The organism is Xanthomonas albilineans, from assembly GCF_009931595.1.
GTDB lineage: Bacteria > Pseudomonadota > Gammaproteobacteria > Xanthomonadales > Xanthomonadaceae > Xanthomonas_A > Xanthomonas_A albilineans.
The window spans coordinates 2,037,977-2,062,323 of sequence record NZ_CP046570.1 but is presented as its reverse complement, the minus strand read 5'-3'; the positions used below and the strand labels follow the sequence as shown (position 1 = coordinate 2,062,323).

The 24,347-nt window shown below is 62.1% G+C and carries 22 protein-coding genes and 3 pseudogenes; 10 read left to right on the top strand and 15 right to left on the bottom strand.

The window, feature by feature from the left end; genetic code table 11:
- Nucleotides 1-374: 374 nt before the first annotated feature.
- The 6 genes from XaFJ1_RS08635 (at nt 375) to XaFJ1_RS08610 (ending at nt 7,058) form a co-directional block, all read left to right on the top strand.
- Nucleotides 375-1,532, top strand: a complete 1,158-nt coding sequence (locus tag XaFJ1_RS08635; RefSeq protein WP_052690255.1) for a beta-barrel domain-containing protein — start codon at nt 375-377, stop codon at nt 1,530-1,532.
- On the top strand, nt 1,525-3,711 hold the full coding sequence (locus XaFJ1_RS08630) for a peptidase domain-containing ABC transporter (RefSeq protein ID WP_230598072.1): 2,187 nt from the start codon (nt 1,525-1,527) through the stop codon (nt 3,709-3,711). Before XaFJ1_RS08635 ends, XaFJ1_RS08630 begins: the two co-directional genes overlap by 8 nt.
- Nucleotides 3,712-3,781: 70 nt before the next feature.
- Complete coding sequence (locus XaFJ1_RS08625) at nt 3,782-3,967, top strand: hypothetical protein (RefSeq protein WP_012916284.1); 186 nt, start codon at nt 3,782-3,784, stop codon at nt 3,965-3,967.
- Between the two features lie 67 nt (nt 3,968-4,034).
- Nucleotides 4,035-5,177, top strand: coding sequence for an MvdC/MvdD family ATP grasp protein (locus XaFJ1_RS08620; RefSeq protein ID WP_045756891.1), 1,143 nt, complete (start codon nt 4,035-4,037; stop codon nt 5,175-5,177).
- A gap of 7 nt (nt 5,178-5,184) precedes the next feature.
- Entirely contained in the window at nt 5,185-6,270 is a 1,086-nt protein-coding gene (locus XaFJ1_RS08615; protein WP_045762302.1) for a DUF6624 domain-containing protein, read from the top strand.
- A gap of 83 nt (nt 6,271-6,353) precedes the next feature.
- Nucleotides 6,354-7,058, top strand: a complete 705-nt coding sequence (locus tag XaFJ1_RS08610) for a response regulator transcription factor (RefSeq protein WP_080931590.1) — start codon at nt 6,354-6,356, stop codon at nt 7,056-7,058.
- Here the strand turns inward: XaFJ1_RS08610 and XaFJ1_RS16150 are convergent.
- The 3 pseudogenes from XaFJ1_RS16150 to XaFJ1_RS16145 all read right to left on the bottom strand — a co-directional run.
- Nucleotides 7,018-7,143: pseudogene (locus XaFJ1_RS16150) on the bottom strand (IS5-like element ISCARN85 family transposase); the annotation flags it as partial. The gene XaFJ1_RS08610 and the pseudogene XaFJ1_RS16150 overlap by 41 nt on opposite strands.
- Nucleotides 7,144-7,241: 98 nt before the next feature.
- Nucleotides 7,242-7,526 (bottom strand): annotated as a pseudogene (locus tag XaFJ1_RS08605) (type IV secretion system protein); the annotation flags it as partial.
- A gap of 1,035 nt (nt 7,527-8,561) precedes the next feature.
- A pseudogene (locus XaFJ1_RS16145) lies at nt 8,562-8,747 on the bottom strand (hypothetical protein); the annotation flags it as partial.
- A 197-nt stretch (nt 8,748-8,944) separates the two neighbouring features.
- Between XaFJ1_RS16145 and XaFJ1_RS08600 the strand changes: the two are divergent.
- Together XaFJ1_RS08600 and XaFJ1_RS08595 are read left to right on the top strand one after the other, a co-directional pair.
- On the top strand, nt 8,945-9,637 hold the full coding sequence (locus tag XaFJ1_RS08600) for an MtnX-like HAD-IB family phosphatase (protein ID WP_012916279.1): 693 nt from the start codon (nt 8,945-8,947) through the stop codon (nt 9,635-9,637).
- 86 nt (nt 9,638-9,723) lie between these two features.
- Complete coding sequence (locus XaFJ1_RS08595; protein ID WP_045757293.1) at nt 9,724-11,079, top strand: aspartate aminotransferase family protein; 1,356 nt, start codon at nt 9,724-9,726, stop codon at nt 11,077-11,079.
- Nucleotides 11,080-11,150: 71 nt separating this feature from the next.
- Here XaFJ1_RS08595 and XaFJ1_RS08590 read toward each other — a convergent pair whose 3' ends face one another.
- Nucleotides 11,151-12,392 carry a beta-ketoacyl-[acyl-carrier-protein] synthase family protein gene (locus XaFJ1_RS08590; protein WP_012916277.1) on the bottom strand — a complete coding sequence of 414 codons (1,242 nt, stop codon included), beginning with the start codon at nt 12,390-12,392 and terminating at the stop codon, nt 11,151-11,153.
- Nucleotides 12,393-12,402: 10 nt separating this feature from the next.
- Nucleotides 12,403-12,666: an acyl carrier protein gene (locus tag XaFJ1_RS08585; RefSeq protein WP_012916276.1), complete on the bottom strand. Its 264-nt coding sequence runs from the start codon at nt 12,664-12,666 to the stop codon at nt 12,403-12,405.
- Between the two features lie 82 nt (nt 12,667-12,748).
- Here XaFJ1_RS08585 and XaFJ1_RS08580 point away from each other — a divergent pair, with 82 nt between their 5' ends.
- Both XaFJ1_RS08580 and XaFJ1_RS08575 read left to right on the top strand, forming a co-directional pair.
- Nucleotides 12,749-13,816 carry a GNAT family N-acetyltransferase gene (locus XaFJ1_RS08580; protein WP_045756890.1) on the top strand — a complete coding sequence of 356 codons (1,068 nt, stop codon included), beginning with the start codon at nt 12,749-12,751 and terminating at the stop codon, nt 13,814-13,816.
- Nucleotide 13,817: 1 nt separating this feature from the next.
- The gene (locus tag XaFJ1_RS08575) at nt 13,818-14,705 is read left to right on the top strand and encodes an arginase family protein (protein WP_012916274.1); all 888 of its coding nucleotides are present in this window, start codon (nt 13,818-13,820) and stop codon (nt 14,703-14,705) included.
- A gap of 104 nt (nt 14,706-14,809) precedes the next feature.
- Here XaFJ1_RS08575 and XaFJ1_RS08570 read toward each other — a convergent pair whose 3' ends face one another.
- The 10 genes from XaFJ1_RS08570 to XaFJ1_RS08525 form a co-directional block, all read right to left on the bottom strand.
- A complete protein-coding gene (locus tag XaFJ1_RS08570; protein ID WP_012916273.1) occupies nt 14,810-16,072 on the bottom strand; it encodes a DegT/DnrJ/EryC1/StrS family aminotransferase in 1,263 nt (420 codons plus the stop codon).
- On the bottom strand, nt 16,062-16,460 hold the full coding sequence (locus XaFJ1_RS08565; RefSeq protein WP_012916272.1) for a DMT family transporter: 399 nt from the start codon (nt 16,458-16,460) through the stop codon (nt 16,062-16,064). Before XaFJ1_RS08565 ends, XaFJ1_RS08570 begins: the two co-directional genes overlap by 11 nt.
- The gene (locus XaFJ1_RS08560) at nt 16,457-16,819 is read right to left on the bottom strand and encodes an EamA family transporter (protein ID WP_012916271.1); all 363 of its coding nucleotides are present in this window, start codon (nt 16,817-16,819) and stop codon (nt 16,457-16,459) included. The genes XaFJ1_RS08565 and XaFJ1_RS08560 overlap by 4 nt, the downstream gene beginning before the upstream one ends.
- Complete coding sequence (locus XaFJ1_RS08555) at nt 16,819-17,649, bottom strand: alpha/beta hydrolase (RefSeq protein ID WP_012916270.1); 831 nt, start codon at nt 17,647-17,649, stop codon at nt 16,819-16,821. Before XaFJ1_RS08555 ends, XaFJ1_RS08560 begins: the two co-directional genes overlap by 1 nt.
- 208 nt (nt 17,650-17,857) lie before the next feature.
- On the bottom strand, nt 17,858-18,766 hold the full coding sequence (locus tag XaFJ1_RS08550; RefSeq protein WP_012916269.1) for an HlyD family secretion protein: 909 nt from the start codon (nt 18,764-18,766) through the stop codon (nt 17,858-17,860).
- Entirely contained in the window at nt 18,763-19,527 is a 765-nt protein-coding gene (locus tag XaFJ1_RS08545) for an ABC transporter ATP-binding protein (RefSeq protein WP_045756889.1), read from the bottom strand. The genes XaFJ1_RS08550 and XaFJ1_RS08545 overlap by 4 nt, the downstream gene beginning before the upstream one ends.
- Entirely contained in the window at nt 19,524-20,657 is a 1,134-nt protein-coding gene (locus tag XaFJ1_RS08540; RefSeq protein ID WP_012916267.1) for an ABC transporter permease, read from the bottom strand. Before XaFJ1_RS08540 ends, XaFJ1_RS08545 begins: the two co-directional genes overlap by 4 nt.
- Nucleotides 20,657-22,078 carry an efflux transporter outer membrane subunit gene (locus tag XaFJ1_RS08535; RefSeq protein WP_012916266.1) on the bottom strand — a complete coding sequence of 474 codons (1,422 nt, stop codon included), beginning with the start codon at nt 22,076-22,078 and terminating at the stop codon, nt 20,657-20,659. Before XaFJ1_RS08535 ends, XaFJ1_RS08540 begins: the two co-directional genes overlap by 1 nt.
- A complete protein-coding gene (locus tag XaFJ1_RS08530; protein ID WP_012916265.1) occupies nt 22,075-23,493 on the bottom strand; it encodes a sensor histidine kinase in 1,419 nt (472 codons plus the stop codon). The genes XaFJ1_RS08535 and XaFJ1_RS08530 overlap by 4 nt, the downstream gene beginning before the upstream one ends.
- Nucleotides 23,490-24,194, bottom strand: coding sequence for a response regulator (locus tag XaFJ1_RS08525; RefSeq protein WP_012916264.1), 705 nt, complete (start codon nt 24,192-24,194; stop codon nt 23,490-23,492). The genes XaFJ1_RS08530 and XaFJ1_RS08525 overlap by 4 nt, the downstream gene beginning before the upstream one ends.
- Between the last annotated feature and the right edge of the window lie 153 nt (nt 24,195-24,347).

The window sequence follows — 24,347 nt, the reverse complement described above, 5'->3', positions numbered from 1 at the left end:
TCTCTCCACAACAAACCTGCTCAGGCGGTTTTTCCGAGTTCCTCCTCTTCGTCCTCTCGACGCTGGCACCTTTCCTCTGCGAGTTTCAGATACAACGGTGTGTAGTACACGCGTATCGGGGGTGGGGGGACGTCGTCCTAGCAGTTCTTGGCCCTAATAATTTTCCCAATAGGAACGGCAGTAGCAGCCTGACATCATTGTCTGCAGATAGCTCTTCTGACGCATTGAGTGCTAACAGGTATCGCGAGGACGACGGTGTGAACTCTAGTTTGTTCCGCAAAGAGGTCTATGAGAACAGGCGTAGCCAGCTGGTCGGTTCTATATCCTTACGGGTTCCACGGATTGGATGGGTTTTCGTGGTCTTTAGTGCGTGCGTGGTTCTCGCGATCACGCTGCTGCTCGTCCTGGGCCATTACACCCGCCGTGAGCCGGTGAGCGGGACGTTGGTGCCGACCCACGGGCTGCTCACGGTGTCCGTTCCCTCGGCAGGCTCCATCACGCGTATCTTCGTGCGTGAGGGTGATCGCGTCAGAGCGGGTCAGCCGCTGCTGGAGGTGTCGGAAACGCAAAGCAGCGCATTGAAGGGTGACGTCGGGGTTGCGGTATCCGAGCAGTTGTCTTTCAAGCGCCAGCGGCTGCTGGATGATCTCACTGGCCAGGACCGTTTGGCAGGCATGCAGCGCAATGACATGCGGCAGCGCATTGCGCTGCTTCAGGCGCAGATCCGGCAGGTGGATGACCAGATCACAGTGCAGGTCCAGCGGGCGAAGGCCGCCATGGCCCTCTACGAGCAATGGTCGAAGTATCAGGACTCGGGCGTCGTCAGCAAACAGCAGATATTGACCCAGCACGACCAGGCGCTTGAGCACCAGGCGCAGCTTATGGAGCTGCGTCGCCAGGGATTCCAGTTGCACCAGCAAATGAGCGAGCTGCAGGCACAGGCGGATCAGTTGCCGGACATCGTCGCCGGTCGTAACAACGAGACGGAGCGAGAGCTGTCCGATGTCGCCCAGTTGATCGCGAAGAACGCCGCCCAGCATGCGGGGCTTTTGAAATCTCCGGTTGACGGCATCGTGACCAGTGCTCCTATCTATGCAGGTCAGTCCGTGGTGGCCGATCAGCCGATGGTTGCCGTGCTGCCTGCTGCATCGACATTGCAGGCGGAGCTTTGGATACCGACGCAGGCCGTCGGCTTCATCCGGGCAGGAGAGCAGGTCGTCATCCGCTACCGTGCCTATCCCTATCAGAAGTTCGGCCAATACTTCGGTCGTGTGCAACAGGTGTCGCGCAGTTCGTTGTCGCCGTCCGAGGTCAATAAGGCAACAGGCAAGGACATCAAGGAGGCGAGCTACAGGGTGCTGGTTCGTCTGGAGAATCAGCACGTGCAGGTCTACGGAAGACCCGAGACTTTGCGGCCTGGCATGACCCTCGACGCGGACATCTTGCTCGACCGCCGCCGGCTGTTCGAGTGGCTTTTCGATCCAATTTACAGCCTCAATCGGCGCTTGATCGAGGATCGCGAGCATGGCTGAAGAAGCATGGGGCAACACGCCATGGAGCTGGATGGACTGGCGCGCAGCAAGCCGTCTTCCCATGGTGATGCAGACGGAAGCCGCAGAGTGCGCGCTGGCGTGTCTGACGATGGTTGCGGGCTACCACGGCCATCACGCCGATCTTGCCGGCATGCGGCGGCGCTTCAGTACCTCGCTCAAGGGCGCGACGCTGTCCCGCGTGATTCATATCGCCCATTCGCTGGGCTTGGCGACGCGGGCGCTGCGTGCAGACATGCAGTATCTGCGTGATGCGGTCACTCCGTGCATCCTGCATTGGAATCTCAACCACTTTGTTGTGCTGAGCAAGGTGACGTCCAAGGGTGTGGAGATTCACGACCCAGCGCGCGGCAAGTTGCGTATGGGAATAGAGGAGGCAGGGAAACACTTCACCGGCATCCTGCTGGAGCTGATCCCAGGCGAGGACTTTGAGACGACGAAGCGCAAGGAGCCCGTGCCGCTACGACTTCTTACGGGTCGCGTTTCGGGCTGGAAGAGTGCGCTCGCTCAGGTCTTGGGTCTCGCCCTGGGCATCGAGGTGCTGGCCCTCACTCTTCCATTCCAGATGCAATGGGTACTGGACCAAGTGCTCGTGGGTTCCGATCACAATCTGCTCCTGGTGATGACGCTGGGTTTCATGCTGGTTATCGCGATCCAAGCCGGTCTGACGCTGGCGCGGGCATGGCTGCTGAGCTGGCTCGGTGCGTCCTTGAGCGCGCAGTGGACCAGCAACCTCTTCAGTCACCTCATGAAGTTACCACTGGCGTATTTCGAGAAGCGCCACATGGGCGACGTCGTGTCCCGGTTCTCATCGATTCACTCAATCCAGGCCACCCTTACGGGCAGTTTTGTCGAAGCGCTGCTGGACGGTGCGATGGGAATACTCGCGCTGGTGATTTTGTGTGTTTACAGCTTGCCGCTCACCGGCTTCGTCTTGGGAGTGTTCGCCGTCTACGTTCTGCTTCGCTGTGCGATGTATCGAACCCTCTGGCGCACGACCGAGGAGCAACTGGTGTATGGGGCGAAGCAGCAGACCGTACTGATGGAGTCCGTCCGCGGGGTACAGGCCATCAAGCTTGCCAACAAGCAGGCCGACCGCAGCGCGCGTCTCGCAAATGCCACCCTGGAGATGGCGGGTCGCGACGTGGTGGTTCAGCGCATTGCACTGTCGTTCGGTGTGGTGAACCAATGCCTTTTCGGCCTACTGCGTGCATCGCTGATCGCGCTCGGTGCCTATCTGACGATGCAAGGGCGATTCAGCGCGGGAATGGTTGTAGCGTTCGTCGCGTACGCCGACCAGTTTTCCGCGAAGATGGGCGGCTTGGTCGACAAGCTGGTCGAACTGAGAATGCTACGCCTCCATGGTGAGCGGATCGCGGACATTGCCCTGGCGTTGCCGGAGCGGAGCACGGCTACAGCGCGGAGTGGGGGACGGATCGTCCGGCCGAACCTGTCGATCAGGGGAGTCTGTTTCCGCTATGCCGAGGGTGAGCCCCTGGTGCTGAACGAGGTAGAGCTGGAAGTCGAGGCCGGGGCTTCGCTGTGCATCGTCGGTGCCAGCGGCTGCGGTAAGAGCACCCTGGCAAAGGTGATGCTCGGGCTACTGGAGCCGACTAGCGGACGGGTTGAGATCAATGGCGTGGACATTCGCCATCACGGATTGAATGCGTACCGCAGTTTGATCGGGACCGTGATGCAGGACGACGCTCTTTTCGCCGGGTCGATAGCCGATAACATCTCTTTCTTCGAGGAGGCCGCGCACCTCGACGACATCGTTGCCGCAGCCCGCCTTGCCCAGATCGACAGGGAAATCGAAGCCATGCCGATGGGCTACGAGTCGTTCGTGGGCGACATGGGATCGTCGTTGTCCGGCGGCCAGAAGCAGAGAATCCTGCTCGCGAGAGCGCTCTACAAGAAGCCGCAGATTCTCGTTCTGGACGAGGCCACAAGTCATCTGGACATGGACTGCGAACGCCGCATCAACAACGAGATCGCGCGTTTGGACATCACCAAAATCATCATCGCGCACAGGCCCGACACAATCGCCAGCGCGGATCGGGTGCTGGTCCTGCGAGGCGGCTGCGTCATCAGCGACCGCCTGGGCGAAGGCGGATTGAAGCTGGAGGCGGTAAGTCACCGACCCACAGAAATTTCAGGGTGAACCATCCTGGATGCCGACGGCAGCGCGGCCTTCGCTGCCAATCATGTGTTTTTTCATAAGGAGCAGAAAAATGCAGAACGACAACAACAAGCGGGTGATGGGCTATGTGCATGCGCGCGAACTGAGCAACGAGGAGATCTCGCAGGTCTCCGGTGGCGATGACGACGATGGTGGCCACTGCCCGAAGAAAAACCGCACCAAGGTCACCACGGGTACCGGTGGCGGTGGCACGGGCGAAACGCTTTGCGATTACTGATGCGTCGCTAAAGCATGATTGTCGGAGGGTCCAGTTCGCTGGGCCCTCCCTGTCCCAGCACTGGCACATGGATATGAGCAAAGAAAGCGGCATCAACCTCCTCATCGTTTCTTACGCAGATGACTCTCATGCGCTGGCTGTTGCGGCGGCGATGGAGATGTGTGGGCACAACTGTGTCATTTGGAGTGAACCCAAACTGGCTGGCGAGAGCGTAGGCAGCATTGCGCTTGGAGAGCGCGAGATCAGGTGGAGCGTGTGTGGTAGGAACTATGGGCCATCGGACTTCGACTTGGTTTGGCTGCGTCGCATCGGCAGCATCGCGTTGCCAGAATGGATGCATGCCGATGACCGAAAGTTTGCCGCTGCGGACAACGCTGCATTTTTCGGGTTCTTCTGGTCACCATTGTCGGTCTCGGCCCGATGGATTCATTCGCCGGCCTCTCGCTTGAATGGCGAAAGCAAAATTCAGCAACTGCAGCACGCCTATGGCTTGGGCTTCAAGATTCCCCCTACGTTGATCAGCAATGATCCCGATGAGATCGTGCAGTTCATCGAGGCTTGCAAGGCAAGGGGCCAGGGGACTGTCTTCAAGACCTTCGGGTCCATGACATGGTTCGAGAAAGGCCGTGTGCTGGAGAACTACACATCGGAGATCGTCGTTGGAGATCTGATCGACATGGACGTCGTTCGCGCCGTCCCGGCCATCTACCAGTCCCACGTTAGAAAGGAGTACGAGGTGCGCTCTACCTTCTTTGGGGGGCGGGAGTATTCGGTTCGCATCGACTCTCAATCGACAGATGCCGGCGCTATCGACTGGCGCGCCATTGACAACTTGCAGGGTGTCTTGAGTCCAACCAAGCTACCCGCAGCAATCCATGATAAATGTGTCGCTCTTTTGGATGAGATGTCACTGAGCATGGGGTGTTTTGACTTCATCGTGGATCGCTCAGGCGATTTCGTTTTTGTCGAAGTGAATCAGCAAGGGCAATTTCTCTGGATTGAAGACTACCTACCTGAGATGAGGGCATTGGCTGGATTCTGCGAATTTGTCATCGGTCTGGTGCCAGGCCAACCGCAGCCCGGAGCCATTGACTTCAACAGTTTGGTGTTGCAGCGTATCTGCGACTCCAGCCGGTACAAGCAGCTGGCCCGGCAGCTTGCCGCGTTCGGAACAGTCGATACGAAACATCTTGATAAGTACCTAGAGTGAAGCCGCGATGCGTAGACTCACAAGGGTTTGGATCTGTTTGTTTCTCGGCGTCTTGGTGGCGTCCGCGCACGCTACAGGGATCGCTCAGCCGGATGTGCGGGACAAACTTCTGGCCTTCCAAGCCAAGGCGAGCGGTGGGCCTCTCAAGCCAGAAGAGCTGCGCGAAGTGGCAAAGGTGCTGGATGGTGGAGTACCGACCGAAGGCCAAGTCGGATGCGAAGGGGTCAATGCCCTCGGCCCCATTGTCCTCGCTTTGCGTGGCGACAGGAAGTTACAGCGAATGCTCATGGACGCGCTGTACGAGCGTGTGGGGGATGACGTCGATCCAAGGGGTTACGCCGCGCTGGTCGACCGCGTGTCGCTTTCGCGCGGCAAAAAGCAGACTTTTGGTGCGTTTCCTGAACTCAAGGACGGAGTGCTCAAATTGCCGCAGGGTTTGAACGCGATGACCGTGAACCAGGATCGCGATAATTTGGGACTGGCTCCGATTGCGCTGGACCTTCGTGCCGCCAACGACCTGATCGCTGTCGGAATACCCTACGATCAGGTGATCGGTGCGACCGCCTTGTGCCAGCGACTGCCACCCATCACGCATGCCGATCTTAGGCGTTCTCTGGATGAGCGGTACGCGAGAGACCAGCAGTTGAGAGAGGTGTGGGATCAGGCGGGAGCAGGCGCAGACTCCGAGGAAGCGAAGGCCGCTGATGCGGACGACGCCAAAAACGCGGTGTTTGTGGCACAGGTGCTCAAGGAGCATGGCTTCCCTGACGCGCAGATGGTCGGTCGCAAGGGCGTCATGGAGTTCTTCATCCTTGTGCAGCACTCCCACAGCCCCGAGTTGATCCGCGACGCACTCGCACAGGCACGCCCGCTGATGCTCCGTGGCGAGATGGTGCGCCATGACTACGCGCTGATGATCGATCGGCTGCGCATGTACCAAGGAAAGGACCAGATCTACGGCTCCCAGTTCAGCGAGAATGGTGGAAAGGTCGAACCGTATCCGATCCAGGACAAAGCATCGCTGGATCAGAGGCGAGAGGTCATGGAGATGGAGCCGTTCGATTCCTACATGCGATCTATGCAAAGTAAGTGAAATGGGACGTGCAGTGCGCAGCAGCAAGACTGCCGCAGGCCGGCGCGGATGGGAATGTTGGTTGAGCGATGGAACATGCAGTGATGGACTGGGCGACCAACGGTGGGCCTGCCGGCCACAAGGGAACGGGCCACGCGGATGCGAGGCCCCGGAAGTATTTCATCGCCGACGATCATCCGTCGACGACATTCGCTGTTTTGCAACTGCTTTCCACGGTCTTTGCCGTGCCGGACTCGCACTGCATCATCTTCCATGAGAGTGCGGTGTTGCTGGATGCCTGCGCGAATCATCCCGGCGATGAGACCCTGCTGGTGGTGCTTGACCTGGTGATGCCCGGCAAGCTCAAGCGGGCGCGTTTGGTGCATGCGGTAATGGCGGCAGATCCGACAGCACAGGTGCTTGTCTACACCGCAGAGGAAAGCGCATTTCTAGCGAATGCGGTGTTCCAAGTCGGCGCTTTGGGGTATGTGGCAAAGACGAGTGCTGCAACGGAACTCGCGCATGCCATCGAGGCGGTTGGCTCGGGCTGTCGCTATCTGGACAGCCGCATCGATCTGGACAGTATCAAGGCGCATCCTTGGACGTCGTTGACGGACGCCGAAAAATCGATCCTGCTCGCGTTCAGTCGTGGCGAGAAGGCTGCGGAGATTGGAGAGCGCACCGGGCGCAGTTACAGCACTGTGATGACACACAAGTACAGCGGATTGGCCAAGCTCGGGTTGCGTGATGGCAGCGACCTCCTCTCGTACCTCTATGCGCACGGTCTGCATTTTGAACTGGAAACGTGATGGCTGTTCGAGCATTTGCGGCAGCCATATGAATCTTGGTATTCCATTCGCAGTGGGACTTACCTATAGTCTGCGGGCCGTTTTTTATATGAGAGTTCCATCTGAGTTGCCCCCTTGAAGTTCGTCCAACTTCAGGGGGGCAATTCACTTAAATCCTACTGATGCTCAGGGCGGGAGTACGTCGATGCCCAGGATCACCGACACCTTGCCGGCCTTGATCATGGTCGCCATGGCCGATTCGCGTAATTGTCCGCTGGCGATCCGATAGCCCAGCAACAGCACCCAGAAGGTGGTGGCGGTTAGCGCGATGACGCTCACCCATTGCATGGCGCGGGCCATCACGTCCATGCCGAAGGTGTCGATCTGGTTACTGAGGTAGTTGTTGATCAGCCGGAAGAAGACGTAATCCCCCAGGCTGGTGTCCGCCAAGGGGTGTAACCAGTTCATCGATCCATCGAACATGCTCATGGCCTTGCGCCTTTATTGAGAGTGGTAAACGAAATCTAGTGAATGGGGAGATCAGTTGGACAGGGGCGATACCAGTAAGGCGTTGCCCGACCCGAACCAAATGCAGCGCGCGTGGCAGATGCCTGGCGCAATGGATGCGTCAGGCACGTAGATTGCCCACACATACATGCGCCCACAGCCGACGGGGGCTGGGGGCGTCCTGAAGCTGATTCGGGGGTGGGGTGCCTGCTCAAGCCATGGTCCTTATGGGCAGGTGATGCCGATGTGCAAACTGTTGGCTTATTGGATACGGCATTGTGCCGGGGCTGTCAAACGCACGGCCATCTGGTGATGCCGCACGCGCTCCCAGCACTGGATCAACGTGCCCACCGCCATGCTGACGCTGCCGGCCAATCAGCCGACACGGTTTGGGCGTACTAAGGTCGCCATTCAAAATCCGGAGGGACGTCGCTCGATCAGCAGCCAGGAACAGTGGGCCCAGACCTCGTGCGGCTACCTATCGGTTGCGCCGTGCCGACAAGATCGAGCCTTGGCCTACAATCCGCCGCCATCGCGCGCGCGAGGGATTCGGATTTGATTATTTTGGACATAAAAAATGCCCGGAGTTCGCCGTAATCGAGTGTGCTTATGACTCAGGTGCGCTGACGCATCGCCAGAGTAAGCAAGTACCTTCTGCCCCCACGATCTGTGGTGCTATGCACTACCGCGATGGCTAGTCATGCTAGGCACGATCCGAGTCGGGTAAAGTCGATGCCGTTTTCATGGAGGACGCAGCACAGGCTAACGGACCCCGGAGGGGAAGGCCAGAGCGCTGGCGAACCTAAGCCAGAATCATGGCGATGGGCTGGTGCGTGAATGCGCCAGCGCCATCCACCTGGGGGCAACATTGGGGGCATTTTTTACTATTTCCGCGCAGAAGCCTTGAAAATAAAATGTTTTCGTTGCCGGCCTCGCACCAATTTGGAGGCCGCTCCTGTGTCTGCAGGGACGGCTTCTGTTCATCTTCCGTGGTTGCCGCGGCCTCTTCGAACGCTGTCAGTTGCCGGTCTTCGTCTTCAGGTGGCTCTGCGTTAATCGCGTGCGCACACGTCGTTCAAACTCTGCAGGTGACAAGTCGCCAGAGGAACAATGCCGGCGAACTAGGTTGTCGAGCATCTCGATTTGTTCGAACGCATCGGTTCTTGCCGTTTCTCCGTTCGGGTAGATCCGGCGCTTGGTCCGTTATTTGTGGCTGGGCGCTGCGATGATGCCAGTGGCTGGTGCCGTCTGCTTCGCCGGCCGCACTAGCGGACATGTGTGCTTGGGGGGCGTGACGGTAAACCGGGGCGGTTCAGTTTTCTCCACGTACTTCCATTCTTGCGAAAGGACTGTGAAAGACTGTCGCTCTAGGCTCTCCATCCACTAGCAGGAGAGTCGATTTGCACGTCCAGTGGAACATTCTTTGCGATTTTGACGGCACCGTGTCCTTGCAGGACGTGACCGATAGCCTGCTCGAGCATCTCGGGCGCCCTGGGTGGCGCGCGCTGGAAGACGATTGGGTGGCCGGGCGGATCGGTGCCCGCGAGTGCATGACTGGACAGGTCGCGTTGATCGGCGGCGATGTGGAGGCACTGCATCGGGTGCTCGACGCGGTACGCATCGATCCGGCTTTCGTGCGCTTCGTCCATCTCGCCGAGCGCCTGGGCATGCCGTTGAGCATCGTCAGCGATGGCTTGGACTACCCGATCGCGCGGATCCTGGCCAGGCACGGCCTGCATCACTTGCCGATCATCGCCAACCGTCTGTTGCGCACCGACGCCGGGCAGTGGCGGATGGCCTCGCCGCATGCGCGGCCGGATTGCCCCAGCGGCACCTGCAAGTGTGCGGTGATGGCGCAGCAGACGCCGGCACGCCCGACCTTGCTGATCGGCGACGGCCGCTCCGATTTTTGCCTGGCCGGCAAGGCCGACTTGGTGTTCGCCAAAGATGGTTTGCTGCGCCACTGCCGCGCCAACGGCATCGCCCATTGCGCCATTGCCGGTTTCGATGACGCCATCGCGTTGCTGCCTGCACTCGTCGAGCCTGCCGCGTCCACGCAGTCCTTTCCTCTTCCTGTTACCCAACGAGCCTGATCCTGATGAACCGGAACGTTTCGCTTTCCACGCCGCTTGCGCCGCACGTTGGCGCTGATCACCCACGCGGGCTCGACGATGCGCAGATGCTAGCCGACGAAGCTCTGTATTGTTCCTATGGCGACACCGTCCATTACAGCGAGCCGCCGCGCATCTTCGAACGCTGCGCCGGTAGCTATCTGTACGACACCGAGGATGTCCCTTATCTGGACCTGCAGATGTGGTATTCGGCGGTCAATTTCGGTTACGCCAATCCGCGTTTGAACGATGCGCTGAAGCGACAGATCGATAGCTTGCCGCAGGTCGCCAGCCAGTACCTGCACCCGACCAAGATCGAACTGGCCAAGACCATCGCTCAGGATGCCGAGCGCAAGTGGGGCCGCAAGGGCCGTGTTCACTTCAACGTGGGCGGCGCGCAGTCGGTGGAGGATTCGCTGAAGCTGGTGCGCAACGCCAGCGCTGGCAAGAGCCTGGTGTTCGCATTCGAAGGTGGCTACCACGGTCGTACGCTGGGTGCCTCGGCGATCACATCTTCGTATCGTTACCGTCGTCGTTTCGGTCATTTCGACCGCGCTCAGTTCATCGAATTCCCTTACCACTTCCGTGGCCCCAAGGGCATGTCCAAGGAGGAATACGGCGAGCAGTGCGTCGCCAGGTTCGCGCGCCTGTTCGAAACCGAATACAACGGCGTGTGGGATCCCAAGGCCGGCCAGTGCGAGTACGCGGCGTTCTACGTCGAGCCGATTCAGGGCACCGGCGGTTATGTGATTCCACCGCCGAATTTCTTCACCGGCTTGAAGAAGGTGCTGGATCAGTACGGCATCTTGATGGTCGTGGACGAAATCCAGATGGGGTTCTTCCGCACGGGCAAGCTGTGGGCGATCGAGCATTTCGGCGTGACCCCGGATGTGCTGGTGTTCGGCAAGGCACTGACCAACGGCCTCAATCCGCTGGCCGGCATCTGGGCGCGCGAGGAATTGATCAACCCGACTGTGTTCCCGCCGGGTTCGACCCACTCCACCTTCGCCTCCAACCCACTGGGCACTGCGGTTGGTCTCGAGACCATGCGCATGTTGGCCGAGACCGACTACGAGGCGATGGTGATGGCCAAGGGCGCGCATTTCCTCGACGGCTTACGCGACTTGCAGCGGCGTCATCCGGAAATCGGCGATGTGGATGGTCTGGGCTTGGCGCTGCGTGCGGAAATTTGCCAGGCCGATGGCTTCACTCCCAATCGCAAGTTGCTCGACACCATGGTCGATATGGGCCTGGAAGGTGAGCTGCGCCATAACGGCAAGCGCATCGGCTTGGTGCTGGACGTTGGTGGTTACTACAAGAATGTCATCACCCTGGCGCCGTCGCTGCATATCAGCCACGAGGAAATCGATCTGGGTCTGTCGCTGCTGGACCAGTTGCTGACCCGCGCCAAGCAGGCCGTTTGAGCGGGACGGGAGACGACGCGTGCGGATCGCGTCGTCTCCCGTCGTCATCGCGGTTGTGGGCGGGGAAAGCCTCAGTCCGCCGCACGCAGTGCGAGCACCGCGTTGAGTCCGCCAAAGGCGAACGAGTTGCTCAGTGCCGCGCGTACCGTGCGTGCGCGTGCTTGACCCGGCACATAGTCCAGATCGCACTCGGGATCGGAGTCGAGGAAGTTGGCGGTGGGTGGAACCACTTGCTCGCGCAACGCGTTGATCGTCGCCACCAGTTCCAGCGCGCCGGAAGCGCCGAGGGCATGGCCATGCACGGCCTTGGTCGAGCTGATCGCCAGCTTCTCGGCGTGTGCGCCGAACACTTGGCGCAGTGCCTTGGTTTCGCAGCGGTCGTTGGCCTTCGTGCCAGTGCCGTGGGCGTTGACGTAGTCGATTTGTTCCGACGCCAGACCAGCGTCCTGCAGCGCCAGTTGCATTGCCGCCGCGGTACCGTCGACACTGGGCGCGACGATGTCGCCAGCGTCGGCACTCATGCCGATACCGGCCAGTTCCGCCAACACGACGGCACCACGCGCGGCAGCGTGTGCAGCGCTTTCCAGGACGAACACGCCAGCGCCTTCGCCCAGTACCATCCCGCTGCGTTGCGCACTGAACGGCCGGCAGGTGTCCTGGCTGACCACGCGCATCGCTTCCCAGGCACGGATTACCGCAGCGCTTAGGCAGGCTTCGCTACCGCCGACGACGGCCACGTCGGCCAAGCCATGGCGGATCATCAGCACCGCTTGCGCGATCGCATGGTTGGCCGAAGCGCAAGCGCTGGACACGGCAAATGTCGGGCCGCGCAGGCCGAACGCGATGCTGATCTGGCTGGCTGCCGCGTTGCTCATGCTGCGCAGGACGGAGAACGGGTGCATGCGTTCGGCTCCATCGCGATACATCCGGAGTGCTTGTTCCTCGCGGGTGGTCTCGGCGCCGGCGCCGGTGCCGATGATCACCGCGCACCGCGGGCCGAGTGCGGCATCGATATGCAAACCGGATTGGGTGATCGCTTCCTGTGCGGCGACCAAGGCCATCTTGGCCATGCGGTCGAGTTGGTCGGGGTCGATGCCTCCGAGTTGGGTCGCATCTGGCGCGAACTCCTTCAGCGTGGCGGCCACGCGCATTTTCAGGTGAAAGGATGGTTGGGGCGACACCAGCTCGGTAATGGCGCTGCGGCCCTCGCGTGTCGCGTTCCACAGCGTCTGGGCGCCGATGCCGAGCGCGCTGACCGCGCCCATGCCGGTGACGACGACGCGCTGCGCTTGCGTAGACGTAGAAAATGTCATGCTTAGGTGATCAAGTTGCCGCTTTAGCCGCTTTAGCCGCGAGCGCTTCTTCCACCGCCTGCACCAGCTTGCTGAGCGAGCCGTCGTCCAGGTTGGGATCGCGCTCCTGGAATGTGATGTCGAAGTGCTCTTCGATGTCGAACAGGATTTCGATTGCTTCAAGCGATTTCACGCCCAGGTCCTGCAGTTTGGAATCAGGCGTCAGGTTGCCCAGATCGATGTCGACGTGTTTGGCGACGATGCTGTAAATTTGCGACTCTATGGACTCGGTCATGGGGTCTCCGCAGTGAATGATATGTCGCACAGCGGCTTCTGGCCGCGACGTTCACCTTCACGCTAAATGATCAATCTTGCAAATGCCTTTCGTCAATCAACTCGAGCCGCCGGTACTCTTGCAGCACTTCTTGCAACATCCGCCGGTCGGGTTCCAGGCTCGCCCACTGGATCATGGTGTGCCGGCCTTCGAGGCCGACTTCGACTTGCTCACCACCGCCCACCCAACGCTGCGTGCGTGGGTGGCGCGTCTGCCGTTGCAGCGCCTGTGGCAACGTCTGCTGCGGCCACGCACCAGTTTCGTCGGTAGCACCGTCACCGAATATGCCTGGTTGCCGCGTGCGGCCGATCCGGCACAGTTGCCACGGCAATGGCGGGCGCAGTTGGGGCGGCGTCGCGCGTTGTTGATCGTCAAGGATGTCGCGCAAGCTTCCCCGCTTCTGGATGCTGCCGACAACGCTTGGGCGCAGGCGTTCCTGGATGCCTGCCAGCGCAGTGGCTACTTACTGTTACGCGGACAGGCATTGGCCTGGGTTCCGATCGATTTTGCCTCGACCGACGAATATCTGGCGCGTCTGTCGCGTGCGCGCCGGCGCAACATCCGTCGCAAGTTGCGCTCTCGCGCCGATCTGCAGGTGGAGGTGCTGTCGACGGGTGCCGCCTTCGCCGACCCGGCGCTGCGTGCGCAGTGTTATGCGCTGTATCAGGAGGTGTACGCGCAGAGCGAGGTGCATTTCGACCTGCTTACCGCAGAGTTTTTTGATGCTTTACTGACCGATTCCGATTCCGGCGGTCTCATGTTCGTGTACCGGCACGATGGGCTCGTCATTGGCTGGAACCTGTGCTACGTGCACGATGGCCGTTTGCTTGACAAGTATATTGGTTTGCATTATCCGGCCTCACACGAACACAACCTGTACGCGCTGAGTTGGATGGAGAACCTCGACTACGCCTGCCGCCATGGGCTACGTGCCTACGTTGCTGGCTGGACCGATCCAGAGGTGAAGGCACAACTCGGTGCCAGTTTCACTTACACATGGCATGCCGTATACCTGCGCAACCCGCTGTTGCGCGCGTTGCTGCGGTTGCTGCGGCCGTTGTTCGAGGCCGACGATGTGGGGTTGTCCGTCGGCTTAGCGCAGGAGGAATGAAATGCACGTTCCAGTCGTCTTGGATCTGGATGGTTCGCAGGGCGTGGTGCCCGATGCGTTGCGACTGCCGTTACGCGATTGGTGTGATGGCCTGCGCTTTGCCTGTTCGCTGGCGCGATTGCGCCGTTTTGGCGCTGTGCTCGACGCCGCGTTGCCGATGCACCATGGCACCGTGTTGCTTGGTAGCGGCGATTTCCATCATCTGAGTCTGCCGCTGATCGCGCGGCTGGCACAGCGTACGTCGGTGCCTTTGCGGGTGGTGGTGTTCGACAATCACCCGGACAATATGCGCTTTCCGTTCGCGGTGCATTGCGGTTCGTGGGTGCGACGGATTGCCGCGTTGCCGCAGGTGGAGCGGATCGAAGTGGCCGGCATCACCTCTAGCGACGTCGGTCTTGCGCATGCCTGGGAGAATCACCTGCTGCCGCTGTATCGCGGCAAGTTGCGTTACTGGTGCACTGGCGTAGACGTGCGTTGGGCGCGACGGCTTGGTTTGGGGCAGGCGGTGCGCGGTTTTTCCAGTAGTGCCGAGATGATGGACGCTCTCCTCGAGCATCTGCGGGCGACGCCAATGTCGACCTATTTATCGCTGGACAAGGACGTACTGGATCCTCAGGAGGTGCGTACCAACTGGGACCAAGGCGAGCTGCGTGTGCCGCATTTGCTGGCTGCGATCCAGGTATTGCATGGGCACTTGTGCGGCAGTGACATCACCGGCGAGGTGTCGCTGGCGTATTACCCGCAGTGGTGGAAGCGCAGGCTGGCAGCGTTGGACGCACAACCATCGCTGTCGCCGGCTGATCTGTCGGCCTGGCAGGCACAGCAACATGCGTTGAACCAGCGCTTGTTGCAGGCGATAGCAGATGCTGGCGGCTCCTGGCTTGCGTAAAAATCAGCGCGTATGTGCGAGTGATCGTAGAAGATTCAGTTGGCAAGGAGAAAAACAGCATCGGGATGCCGGTCGGGCGCGTCTGCAGTGATGGACATCTGCTCTTAGCCGCAGGTGTCGATCACGTCGATGGACATGGTCTGCATGTCGGCTGTGGCGCGCGCCTGCATCGCGGTGGCGCAGGCGGCCTGAAGTGTGGCCACGATCGTTTCGAAGCCCGCATCATCCAACCATGGACTGTTGCTGATGCTAAGACAGCGCGCGGCGAAATCGTGGGCGTTGGGTATCGCGGTGCGCTCGACGAGCGTCTCCAGGTAGTCGTAGTCGGGTAGGGCATGTGCGAACGGCACCGTCACGCCCAGGCCGCGTGGCCACAGTGAGGCCAGCACGCGTTCGCGTGCGTTGGCATCGGGCAACAGGACCATCAGGATCGGCCAACTGCCCTGTGCGCCGGGGGAGTCGGCGATTACGTGCAGTCCCTGGATTGTGGCCAGTCGTGCACTGCGTTGCCGGCCTTGTTCGCGTATCTGGGCCATGAATGCTGGCCAGCGGGCGCTGGCGCGCACACCCACCGCTTCGCGCCATGCTCCGACGGCGTGCTGTGGAATCGTTGTTCCGAAGCGCTCGTTGGCTGCAGCCACGCGGTCGTCACGACGCAGTGCGCGACGCAGTGGCGCGCCATACACCCAGCGCAGCCAATAGGGTCGGTACAACGCAGCGTAACCGAGTAATTCGACGCTGCGCCTTAGCTCCCAGTTCCAGTCCCGCTGCCCAAGGCGTGCGGCGGTGTCGGCCAGCGCGCGGCGCAATGACGCATGCGGGGACATCAGCAGGCCGCCTTCGTAGAGGGTAAGGCCCTTGCCTGCGGCCAGGCTGCAGAAGCCGATGTCGCCGCCCATGCCAGCGGGAGTGCCGTCAGCATGGATGCCGCCAAGTGCCTGTGCGGCATCTTCGATCAGCATCGCGTTGCACGTCTCTGCGGCACGGCTGAGTGGCGCAAGGTCGATCAGGCGTCCGCCCAGATGGGTGGCGATGATTGCTAGGGTGTCGTTGCTGCAGCGCTGTGCCAGTTGTGCTGGGTCCAGCTCGAGAGAGTTGGGCAACAGATCGCAAAGTACCAGTTGTAGGCCGCAGTGCGCGACTGCCAGCGCCACCAGCGGGCAGGTGTAAGCGGAGACCACCACTTGCCGACGTCGACTGGCCGCCGCCAGCGTGCGCAGGGCGATGATCAGGGCTGCTGTTCCCGAGCATGTAAGCAGCGCGTCGGGCAGGCTCAGCGCGCTGGCCAGGCGTGTGTCGCTGCGGACCGGCCACAGGTCGTGCAAGCGCAGTGGCAATCCTGCGGTCGGTGGTACCTCAATGCGCATGGGCGGTGTCCGCACGCTCGCCCATCGCTAAGCACACGATACCGGCCACGATCAGGACCGCACCCAGTGCTTGCAGCATGCCAATATGTTCATCGAACCACCACGCCGACAGCAGCATCACGCTCACCACCTCCAGATGCGAGGCGGCGAAAGCTGGGCCGATTGGCGCGTGTTCGAGCAATTTCATCCAGGTGAAGAACGCGCCGATGTAGCCGGCTAGGGCGGCGTATAGCCATGGGCTGGCGATCAGGCGCAACAACCAGGCCAGCTCGGCCTGAGGCGGGAACGCATGGGCGCCGCCAAGTTTGAAGCCGATTTGCGCCAGCGTATCGAAACTCAGCAGCAGGGCGAAGCCCACCGCATAGCGATGCAGCGACGCCCGGCTCATGTTCCCAACCCGACCACGGCCACCCCGGCGCTGACCAGACAGATCCCGGCCACCTGCATGCGTCCCAGGCGCTCGCCGAACAGCCAGCGTCCGGCCAGCATGATCGCCACGATGTTGATCGAGCCGAGCAGGACGCCGCGACCCAACGGAACCAGCGACAGAAATGCGGTCCAGCAGAGGAATTCGAGCACGTAGCAGCCGACCCCAAGCCATAGCTGCGGTTGTCGCGCCATGTAACTCCAGCCCGCAACACCGCTGCCCTGCCGATTGCTAGCGACAGACTTGAACGCCAATTGTCCGGTCGTGTCCAGCGCCACGGTCGCGAGCCAGATGCCGACGACGGAGGGGTGCAGCGCCATCAGGCGGCCTGCCGCGGTGCGGCGGCCGCCAGTGCGGCGAAGAACTGTGCCAAGCGGGTACCGAGCGTGCGTCGTTCCCGATCCAGCGTGATCATGTGGTAGCTGTCGTGTAGCAGCAGCAACTCCGTCGGCCCGGAGACGTTGTCGATCACCAGTCGCGCGTTGCGTAGATGGGCGATGTCGTCATCGGTGGCGTGTGCGACCAGGCAAGGTGCCTTGACCTTGGCCAGATTGCGCCGCACCTGGCGCGAGAGCAGATGAAGTTCGGCCAGCGCATACCACGGATTGCCGGGCAGACCGGCGGCACTGCTATCGCCACCGAGCATGGCGCTGCTGACTTGGGCGCGAATACGTTCGTCGCGTAGGCCGTAAGGCGGTTCTTCCAAGAATATGCGGCGTTTGCCGATGCCCAGGCGTTTGAGCAGCGGCAATATGAACGCTAGCCGCGCGCGCTTGGGAATGTTCCAGCCGTCGTAGCGGAAGGTGGCGCCGAGCACGCCGACACCGTCCACCCACTGCGGTCGCTCGACCGCCAGCCGCAAGGCCAGCAGTGCACCCATCGATAGCCCCGCGACGAACAGGCTGTCCACCTGTGGACGCATGCGTGCGGCGGCCTGTTCGACGCTGGCGTACCAATCGCGCCAGCCGGTAGCGAGTAGATCGTCCTCGTCGCCGCAATGCCCGGCCAGCTGTACGCCGTGTACGCTGAAACCATGGCGTTGCAGGCTCTTGCCAAGCAGGCGCATTTCGCTTGGAGTCCCGGTCAGGCCGTGGATCAGCAGCACGCCGTGACGGCCGCCTTCGAAGTGAAATTCCGCAGATTGGGTCATTGCAATGGCGCGGCTGCGCAGTGTCGATAATCTGTGCAGGGTCGCCTCTGCGCGTTTCAGCAGCCTTTCAGCGGTGCTGGCTTGAGAACCAGTGATGCGCGTTGAGGTGGAAGGCGTTGGACATCGCGCCTACATCGTGGGGCCGCTGTGTTTGGGGTGCGAGTGTGGGGGCTGGCTGTGCCGACACCGCCATGCGCATCACCTGCGTTCAGTGCCGCTGTGCGGTGGCCGGATTGCGAAAGCGGACCAGAACACGCTGTCCCAGGCGCAGCGTTGAGGGGCGTGTGAACGCCAGTACGCAGGCCACGCTGCGGTCGTTGCCGGAGGGTGCCGTATCGTCGTGCAGTTGGGTGGAGCCGTAGGCCGGTGCCAGCCAGCGCACGACTGCTTCGCCGAGAATGGTCTGGCGACCGTCGTCGCTGATGACCTCTGCATTCATGCCGGGTGCGACGCTGCCTGCATAGCTTTCGTTTAATTCTGCACGTACCAGCCGCGGCGCGTCCGGTAGCAGGGTGAGCAGGGGGGTGTTGGCCTCGCTGCGTGCGCCGACTGCGGCCGAGAGTTGCAGTACGCGGCCGGCCACAGGCGCATACAGCTGATATTGCGCACGCTGTAATTCGGCTGCGCGCACTTGCGCATCGGCCAGCGCCGCGTCGCTGCGTGCGTTCTGCAACTCATCGTCCAGGCTCTGCACCGCGTCGCTGGCGTCGTCGGCGCTCTGTTCGTCGCCTGCGCCCAGGCGCGCGGCTTCTGCCAGTCGTCGCTGGCGTTGTTGGACATGTGCCAAGCGCTGTTGCAATTGGCGCAGATGTGTCGCAGCGGCCTGTGCGTGGGTACGGGCGATATCCAGTTCCACGGCGGCGGCGCGGTCGTCGGCGGCAACCAGCAGCGCTCCGCGCTGTACGGCATCGCCTTCGTGAACCGCCACTTCGCGCAACGGTGCGGTGACCGGCAGGCCGAGTTTCAGTACACCGCCTTCCACGTCGATGCGGCCGCGCGCGACCGCCAGATAGGTTGGTTGCGATGCCGATGCCGACGTAGTGGTTGGCGCACGGTCCGACGGCGCGCATGCGACCAGCAACAGACTCAGCAGGGGCGCGATGGCGAACGCTTTCATGGTGCGGGATTCCGAGAGGGCAGGGGCGAGTGGGCGTGGGTCATGCGGCGGTCGTCGAGGATGCGGCCGTCTTCCATCGACAGCACGCGGTCGGCATGGCGGATCAGGCGCGGATCGTGGCTCACGCACAGCACCATGGTGTTGTGGCGGCGGGCGATGCGGTGGAGCAGGTCGATCACGATCTGGCCATTGCCGGCATCCAGCGCGCTGGTTGGTTCGTCGGCGAACAGCAGTGCAGGATGCTTGGCCAGGGCGCGGGCGATCGCGACACGCTGCTTCTCGCCACCGGAGAGTTCTGCCGGACGCAGGTGCTGGCGGTGGGCGATGCCCACTTCGGCCAGTGCTTCCTCGGCGCGCGTGCGCACCTCGGTTGCGGCCATGCCCATGTACTGCAAGGGCAGTCGGACCTGATCCAGTGCGCATAACGCCGGAAACAGGTTGAAGCCCTGGAAGATGAAGCCGGTGTGGCGTAGGCGGAAGTGCTCCAGCGCGGTCGCACCGAGCCGGCCCAGGTCTTCGCCCAGTGCCAGTACCCGACCGGCATCGGCACGTTGCAGACCACTGAGGATTGACAGCAAGGTGCTCTTGCCGCAGCCGGATGGGCCGGAAATCAGGGTCAGTTCGCCCTGCCAGACCTGCAGTGCCACGTCGTGCAACACAGTCGTGCGCAGCTTGCCGGAGGTGAAACTCTTGCATAGCCCGCTGCCGCTCAGGGACGCGGTGCCTGGATGCAACTTGGCGGGGGCGAGGATCTGGCTCATCGCAGCAGCAGCGCGGGATCGGCACGGCGCAGTCCGCGCAGCGCGGCCAAGGCCGAAACGAAGGTCAGTAGGAGCACCGCACAGACACACAGGGCCCAGCCGCTGACATCGAACGTCACCGGCACGTCGTGCGCACGCCCCAGTGCCACCAGTGCCGCGCCCAGGATGCTGGCTCCGGCCAGGCCCAGTGCGCCAACCCAGGCGGCTTGCTCCAGCACCACCCAGCGCAGTGCGTGCATGCTGACTCCCAACGCATTGAGTGTGGCGTATTCGCGGGTGGCACCGAGGACGGTCCCGAGTAACGTCTGGCTGGTGACCGCCATGCCGACGAGGAGCACGATGCCGCCGATGAACAACACGCCGGAACCAGCGCCTGTATTGAACATCCAGAACAGAATGGTGCGTCGGGCGAAATCATTTGCGCTCCATGCTTGGATGCGCGCCGACGCGGAGCTGTCGCCGATGGTCTGCGCTACCGCTTGCGGATCGGCGTCGGGACGCAGGCGCGCCACGATGTAGGTCGGCCACTCTGGATGCGGGGCGTCGCGGTTGAGTTCGCGCGCGGTATCCAGCGAGGTCAGGATGTTGACTCCACCCAGCGTGCGCAGGCCGCGACCGACGCCAATCACCCGGACACGGTGGCCATTGATGCGCGCGCTGCTACCGATGCCGACGCCGAGTTTGTCCAGTTCGGAGCGGTCCACGATCACCGTGTCCGGCTCGCGCAGCGCCACGCGTTGCGCCGGACTGAGCAGGCGAGCGAACATCAGCCCGTCATCGCGGGTGTCGATGCCGGAGACGTAGATCGACACAGCGCCATTATCGGTGGGCCCGCGCCAGTCGCCGTCGAGCCACACGAATGGTTCGATCTGCGCCACCCGTGGGTCCAGATACAGCGCCATGGCCGCGTCCGGGTCGATCTGGCGGCCTTGGTCCACACTCTGTGTGCCCGGATAGCCCAGCCACAGGTCGGTTCTGGAGCCGGAGATGTAGACACTGGCGCTGCCGAAGATGCCGAGCACCAGCGCTGTCTGCAGCAGTAGCAACAGGCTGGCGAAGCCCACCGACACGACCACCGGCATGAAACGGCGCCATTCGTAACGCAGGGTTTGGCGGGCCAGCGCGACCATCAGTTCTTTTTACCTTTGCTGTCACTTGCGCTGACACTTGCCGCGATCGGTGTGTTCGAACTGCCCAGTGCCATGTGCAGGGCGACGTAGGCCAGGTCGCGCTGGCGCTGCGTTTCCGACAACGCTAACGCGGCCTGGTCACGCTCGCTCTGCTGCGCAGCTACGTCGAGATCGCTGACCAGGCCCAGCCGCCGCCTTTGCTGCATGGTGTCGGCGGCCTGCTGCTGGGCCTGCAATGCTTGCTGTTGGGTCTGGACGTTCTGTTGTTGCTGTTCTAGCGTGCTCAAGGCGTTCTGCGCTTCTGCTACTGCTTCAAGCACATTTTGCCGATAGGCTAGGGCGGCCGCCTCCAGCAGGTCGCCGCGTGCCTTTGCTTTGGCCTTACGCAGGCCCCAGTCGAACAGGGGAATGTCGATCACCGGGCCCAATGAGGCGATGCCGTGGGTGGACGTGCGTCGATAGCTCACCAGTTTGGTCGACCAGCGGATCGCCCCGCCCAGGCCAATGCTGGGGTAGCGGTCAGCCTTGGCGATGCCGAGTGTGCCTGCCGCGCTGAGCACTTCGGCTTCATGCGCGGCGATGTCGGGCCGTCGCCGCAGCAGGTCGGCCGGCACGCTGTCGATTGCGGCGATTTGCAACGATGGCGGAGCCGTGGTCGCGGTCGTGGCGCTCCATGCTGGATCTGGTGCGGAGCGTCCCAACAGCACCGCGAGTCGTTGCGCGGCTGCAGCCGCAGCGCGGCGCGGTTCTTCCACTGCGTTGCGCGCTTGCAGGGCGGTGGCCTGCGCCTGCGCCCCGGTGGCTGGAGCGGCCAATTGCAACCGGACCAGTGTCCCCTGCAGTGTCGCTTGCTGCTGGCGTGCGCTGGCGATGTCCTGCGACAGACGTTCGGCCTGTTGCGCATGGCGCAGATCGATCCAGTAGCGCACCACATCGGCAATGGTGGCGGCACGCACTTGTGCCAGATTGGCTTGCGCGCTCTGCAGATCGCCGCTGGCCACGAGGTGGTTTGCCTTGTCGCGGCCGAACAGGGGGAGTTCCCATTCGGCGTTGAACCCGGCGACCAGAAACGAGGCGCTCGCGTCAGGGTCGATCGGTTCTTCGGTACGGATGTGTAGTTGCGGGCGCAGGGGGGCGTCGACCACCGAATTCATGCGCCGTGCCGCACGCAATTTGGCCAGTGCCTGGGCCACGTCGAGGTCGTCGTGCAGCGCTTGTGCGACCAGTGCATCGAGTTGCGGGTCTTGGAAGTCCTGCCACCATGCGCTGCCTGCTGGACGCGGGTTGGCTGCTTCCGGTAGGTCGGACCAGTGCGCTGGCAGTGGCTGAGTCAGATCCGGTAAGGGGGTGCTGGCACAGCCGCTCAGTGCGATGGCAGCTAGCGCCAGGATGCTGTGCAAGAACGTGCGCTGCGAGCTCATGCCTGTAGTTCCGTGTTGGCTGGCAGATCTAGTTCGGCGCGTAAGCCGCCAAGTGCCGAGCGCGTATAGCGGATTTTCGCATGATGCCGCGCGCTGATGTTGGCGACGATCGCTAGGCCCAGCCCGGTCCCGCCTTCGGGTGCGTCGGGCGCGCGGAAGAAGCGCTCGCCCAGACGTGGCAGCAAGGCTTCGTCTACGCCCGTGCCCGCATCGTCCACAGCCAACAAGACGTGTTGTCCATCGCAGCGCAGGCTGACCGTCACCATGCTGTTGGCGGCATGTCTGAACGCATTGTCCAGCAGATTGTCGAGCAATTCGCGCAGCGCCCAGGTGTCTGCGGCCACCCAGGCGGCGTCGCTGTCTCCGGCGTCGTAGCCCAGGTCCACGTCGGCGTGCAGTGCATCGGGGATGCGTTCGGCCAGTGCTTGTGGCAGCCATTGCGCCAGGTCGAGTGGCAGCAGAGGCCGGATATTTTCGCGTGGGGTCAGCGTGCGTGTCAGCGCCAGCAACTGGGTGGAGGTGCGAGCGGCACGGTCAGTGAGTTGGCGGATGTGCTGCAGTGCTTGGGCGCTGTCTTGCGGGCTTTTGCTGGCCTGGGCGCGCTGTACGTGCATGCTCAGCCCTGCCAGCGGTGTGCGCAACTGGTGCGCCGCGTCGGCGACGAAGCGTTCCTGCAGCGCCATCAATTGTTTGATCCGTCCGAGCAGGCCATCGATGGCCTGTGTCAGCGGCAGCACCTCCAGCGGGATGTCCGGGCCGGAGATTGGGTTGAGGTCGCGCTGGCTGTCGTCGAGCCGCTGCACTGCCGGTCCCAGTAGACGCAGGCCAATTTTTACGCCATGCCAGACTAGGATGAACAGGGAGCAGGTGAGCAGGAGTTCGGTGGGGAGCATCAGTAACAGGATCTCGCGTGCGCGTCGTTGGCGGTCGTCCAAGGTTTCGGCCACAGAGATCGTCAGCCAGTCGTCTGCATTCCGGGTCGAGGGTAGCAACAGGCTGGCCGCTCGGACCGGCACGCCGTTGGTCATGTGCGTGCTGTACAGCATCACACGCCCCATCTCGACAGGACCGGCGTGCTCGGGAATGCGCTGTGCGCTGCTGCTGATTACACCATGGCGGCGGCTGCGCACCTCGAAGAAGATCCGGTCGCTGTTGCTGTATTCCAGAAGTTTACGTGTCTGCAGCGATAACGGCAGCTGCTCGCCAGTGTCGTTGATTGCCTTGGCCAAGCCTTGCGCTTCTTCTTTCAAGTCCATGTCGTGCACATGGTTGCTGTATTTGAGCATCGCTATATAGAAGATTGCCGACACCAGCAGCATCAACAGCAGTGTTGGAATCAGCAGGAACGCCAGCAAGCGTCGGCGTAGGCTGGGGTGGCGGTATGCCGGCTGTCGCGCGGCTGCGGTTGCGCTCACTGCGGGGGCGGCGCGTCAGTGGTGGATGCGGTAGCGTGCGATTCTTCCAGCATGTAACCTAGTCCACGGATGGTGCGGATGCCGACCCCAGTGCCGTGCAGTTTGCGGCGCAGGCGGTGCATGGAGATGTCCAGGCCATTGTCGGTGATTTCGTGCTGCCAATCGCACAGCGCTTCGGTCAACTGGCCACGGCTGACCACGCGCCCGCTGCGTAGCAGCAGGGTTTCCAGTAAGGCAAATTCGCGTGCGGTCAGGTCCAGCGGCTGATCCTGTAGCCAGACGCGGCGCCCGGCCAAGTTGATCCGCAATTGGCCCAAAACCAGTTCAGGGACGCCGCCGCTGCTGCTGCGACGTAGTAGTGCGCGGGTGCGGGCCAGAAATTCGGACAGTTCGAACGGCTTGATGAGATAGTCGTCGGCGCCTTGGTCGAGTGCGTGGATACGGTCCTCCACCGCATCGCGCGCGGTCACCACGAGAACCGGAATCTCGTCGCGGCGTTCGCGCAAACGTTGCAGTACTTGCAGCCCGTCCTGGCGCGGCAGGCCTAGATCCAGCACCAGAAGATGGTAGGACTCGGCGAGGAGCGCGTGATCGGCCGCGGTGCCATCGCTGACGTGGTCGACCACATGGCCGCATTCGACAAGCGAATCGCGCAGCGCGACGGCAATGGAAGTATCGTCTTCGGCGACCAGAATGCGCATACCGTTAAACGCTTGCAACGTGGATGTTGGGAAACCGTCGTAACCAGCGCTAACAGAACCGTTACGAGCGGGTGTTTTCATTTTGCGTGGATAACAATTGTGCTTGCGTTCCGCGCTGCTGTCACCTGCTAAGGTCCGCCACGCGTGCTTGCG

Excerpts from the sequence above, each read along its gene's own strand:
- XaFJ1_RS08630 (WP_230598072.1), top strand. The coding sequence starts at position 1,525 with ATGGCTGAAGAAGCATGGGGCAACACGCCATGGAGCTGGATGGACTGG.
- XaFJ1_RS08625 (WP_012916284.1), top strand. The coding sequence starts at position 3,782 with ATGCAGAACGACAACAACAAGCGGGTGATGGGCTATGTGCATGCGCGC.
- XaFJ1_RS08620 (WP_045756891.1), top strand. The coding sequence starts at position 4,035 with ATGGATATGAGCAAAGAAAGCGGCATCAACCTCCTCATCGTTTCTTAC.
- XaFJ1_RS08615 (WP_045762302.1), top strand. The coding sequence starts at position 5,185 with ATGCGTAGACTCACAAGGGTTTGGATCTGTTTGTTTCTCGGCGTCTTG.
- XaFJ1_RS08610 (WP_080931590.1), top strand. The coding sequence starts at position 6,354 with ATGGACTGGGCGACCAACGGTGGGCCTGCCGGCCACAAGGGAACGGGC.
- XaFJ1_RS08595 (WP_045757293.1), top strand. The coding sequence starts at position 9,724 with ATGCTAGCCGACGAAGCTCTGTATTGTTCCTATGGCGACACCGTCCAT.
- XaFJ1_RS08590 (WP_012916277.1), bottom strand. The coding sequence starts at position 12,392 with ATGACATTTTCTACGTCTACGCAAGCGCAGCGCGTCGTCGTCACCGGC.
- XaFJ1_RS08585 (WP_012916276.1), bottom strand. The coding sequence starts at position 12,666 with ATGACCGAGTCCATAGAGTCGCAAATTTACAGCATCGTCGCCAAACAC.
- XaFJ1_RS08580 (WP_045756890.1), top strand. The coding sequence starts at position 12,749 with ATGCCTTTCGTCAATCAACTCGAGCCGCCGGTACTCTTGCAGCACTTC.
- XaFJ1_RS08575 (WP_012916274.1), top strand. The coding sequence starts at position 13,818 with ATGCACGTTCCAGTCGTCTTGGATCTGGATGGTTCGCAGGGCGTGGTG.
- XaFJ1_RS08570 (WP_012916273.1), bottom strand. The coding sequence starts at position 16,072 with ATGCGCATTGAGGTACCACCGACCGCAGGATTGCCACTGCGCTTGCAC.
- XaFJ1_RS08565 (WP_012916272.1), bottom strand. The coding sequence starts at position 16,460 with ATGAGCCGGGCGTCGCTGCATCGCTATGCGGTGGGCTTCGCCCTGCTG.
- XaFJ1_RS08560 (WP_012916271.1), bottom strand. The coding sequence starts at position 16,819 with ATGGCGCTGCACCCCTCCGTCGTCGGCATCTGGCTCGCGACCGTGGCG.
- XaFJ1_RS08555 (WP_012916270.1), bottom strand. The coding sequence starts at position 17,649 with ATGACCCAATCTGCGGAATTTCACTTCGAAGGCGGCCGTCACGGCGTG.
- XaFJ1_RS08550 (WP_012916269.1), bottom strand. The coding sequence starts at position 18,766 with ATGAAAGCGTTCGCCATCGCGCCCCTGCTGAGTCTGTTGCTGGTCGCA.
- XaFJ1_RS08545 (WP_045756889.1), bottom strand. The coding sequence starts at position 19,527 with ATGAGCCAGATCCTCGCCCCCGCCAAGTTGCATCCAGGCACCGCGTCC.
- XaFJ1_RS08540 (WP_012916267.1), bottom strand. The coding sequence starts at position 20,657 with ATGGTCGCGCTGGCCCGCCAAACCCTGCGTTACGAATGGCGCCGTTTC.
- XaFJ1_RS08535 (WP_012916266.1), bottom strand. The coding sequence starts at position 22,078 with ATGAGCTCGCAGCGCACGTTCTTGCACAGCATCCTGGCGCTAGCTGCC.
- XaFJ1_RS08525 (WP_012916264.1), bottom strand. The coding sequence starts at position 24,194 with ATGCGCATTCTGGTCGCCGAAGACGATACTTCCATTGCCGTCGCGCTG.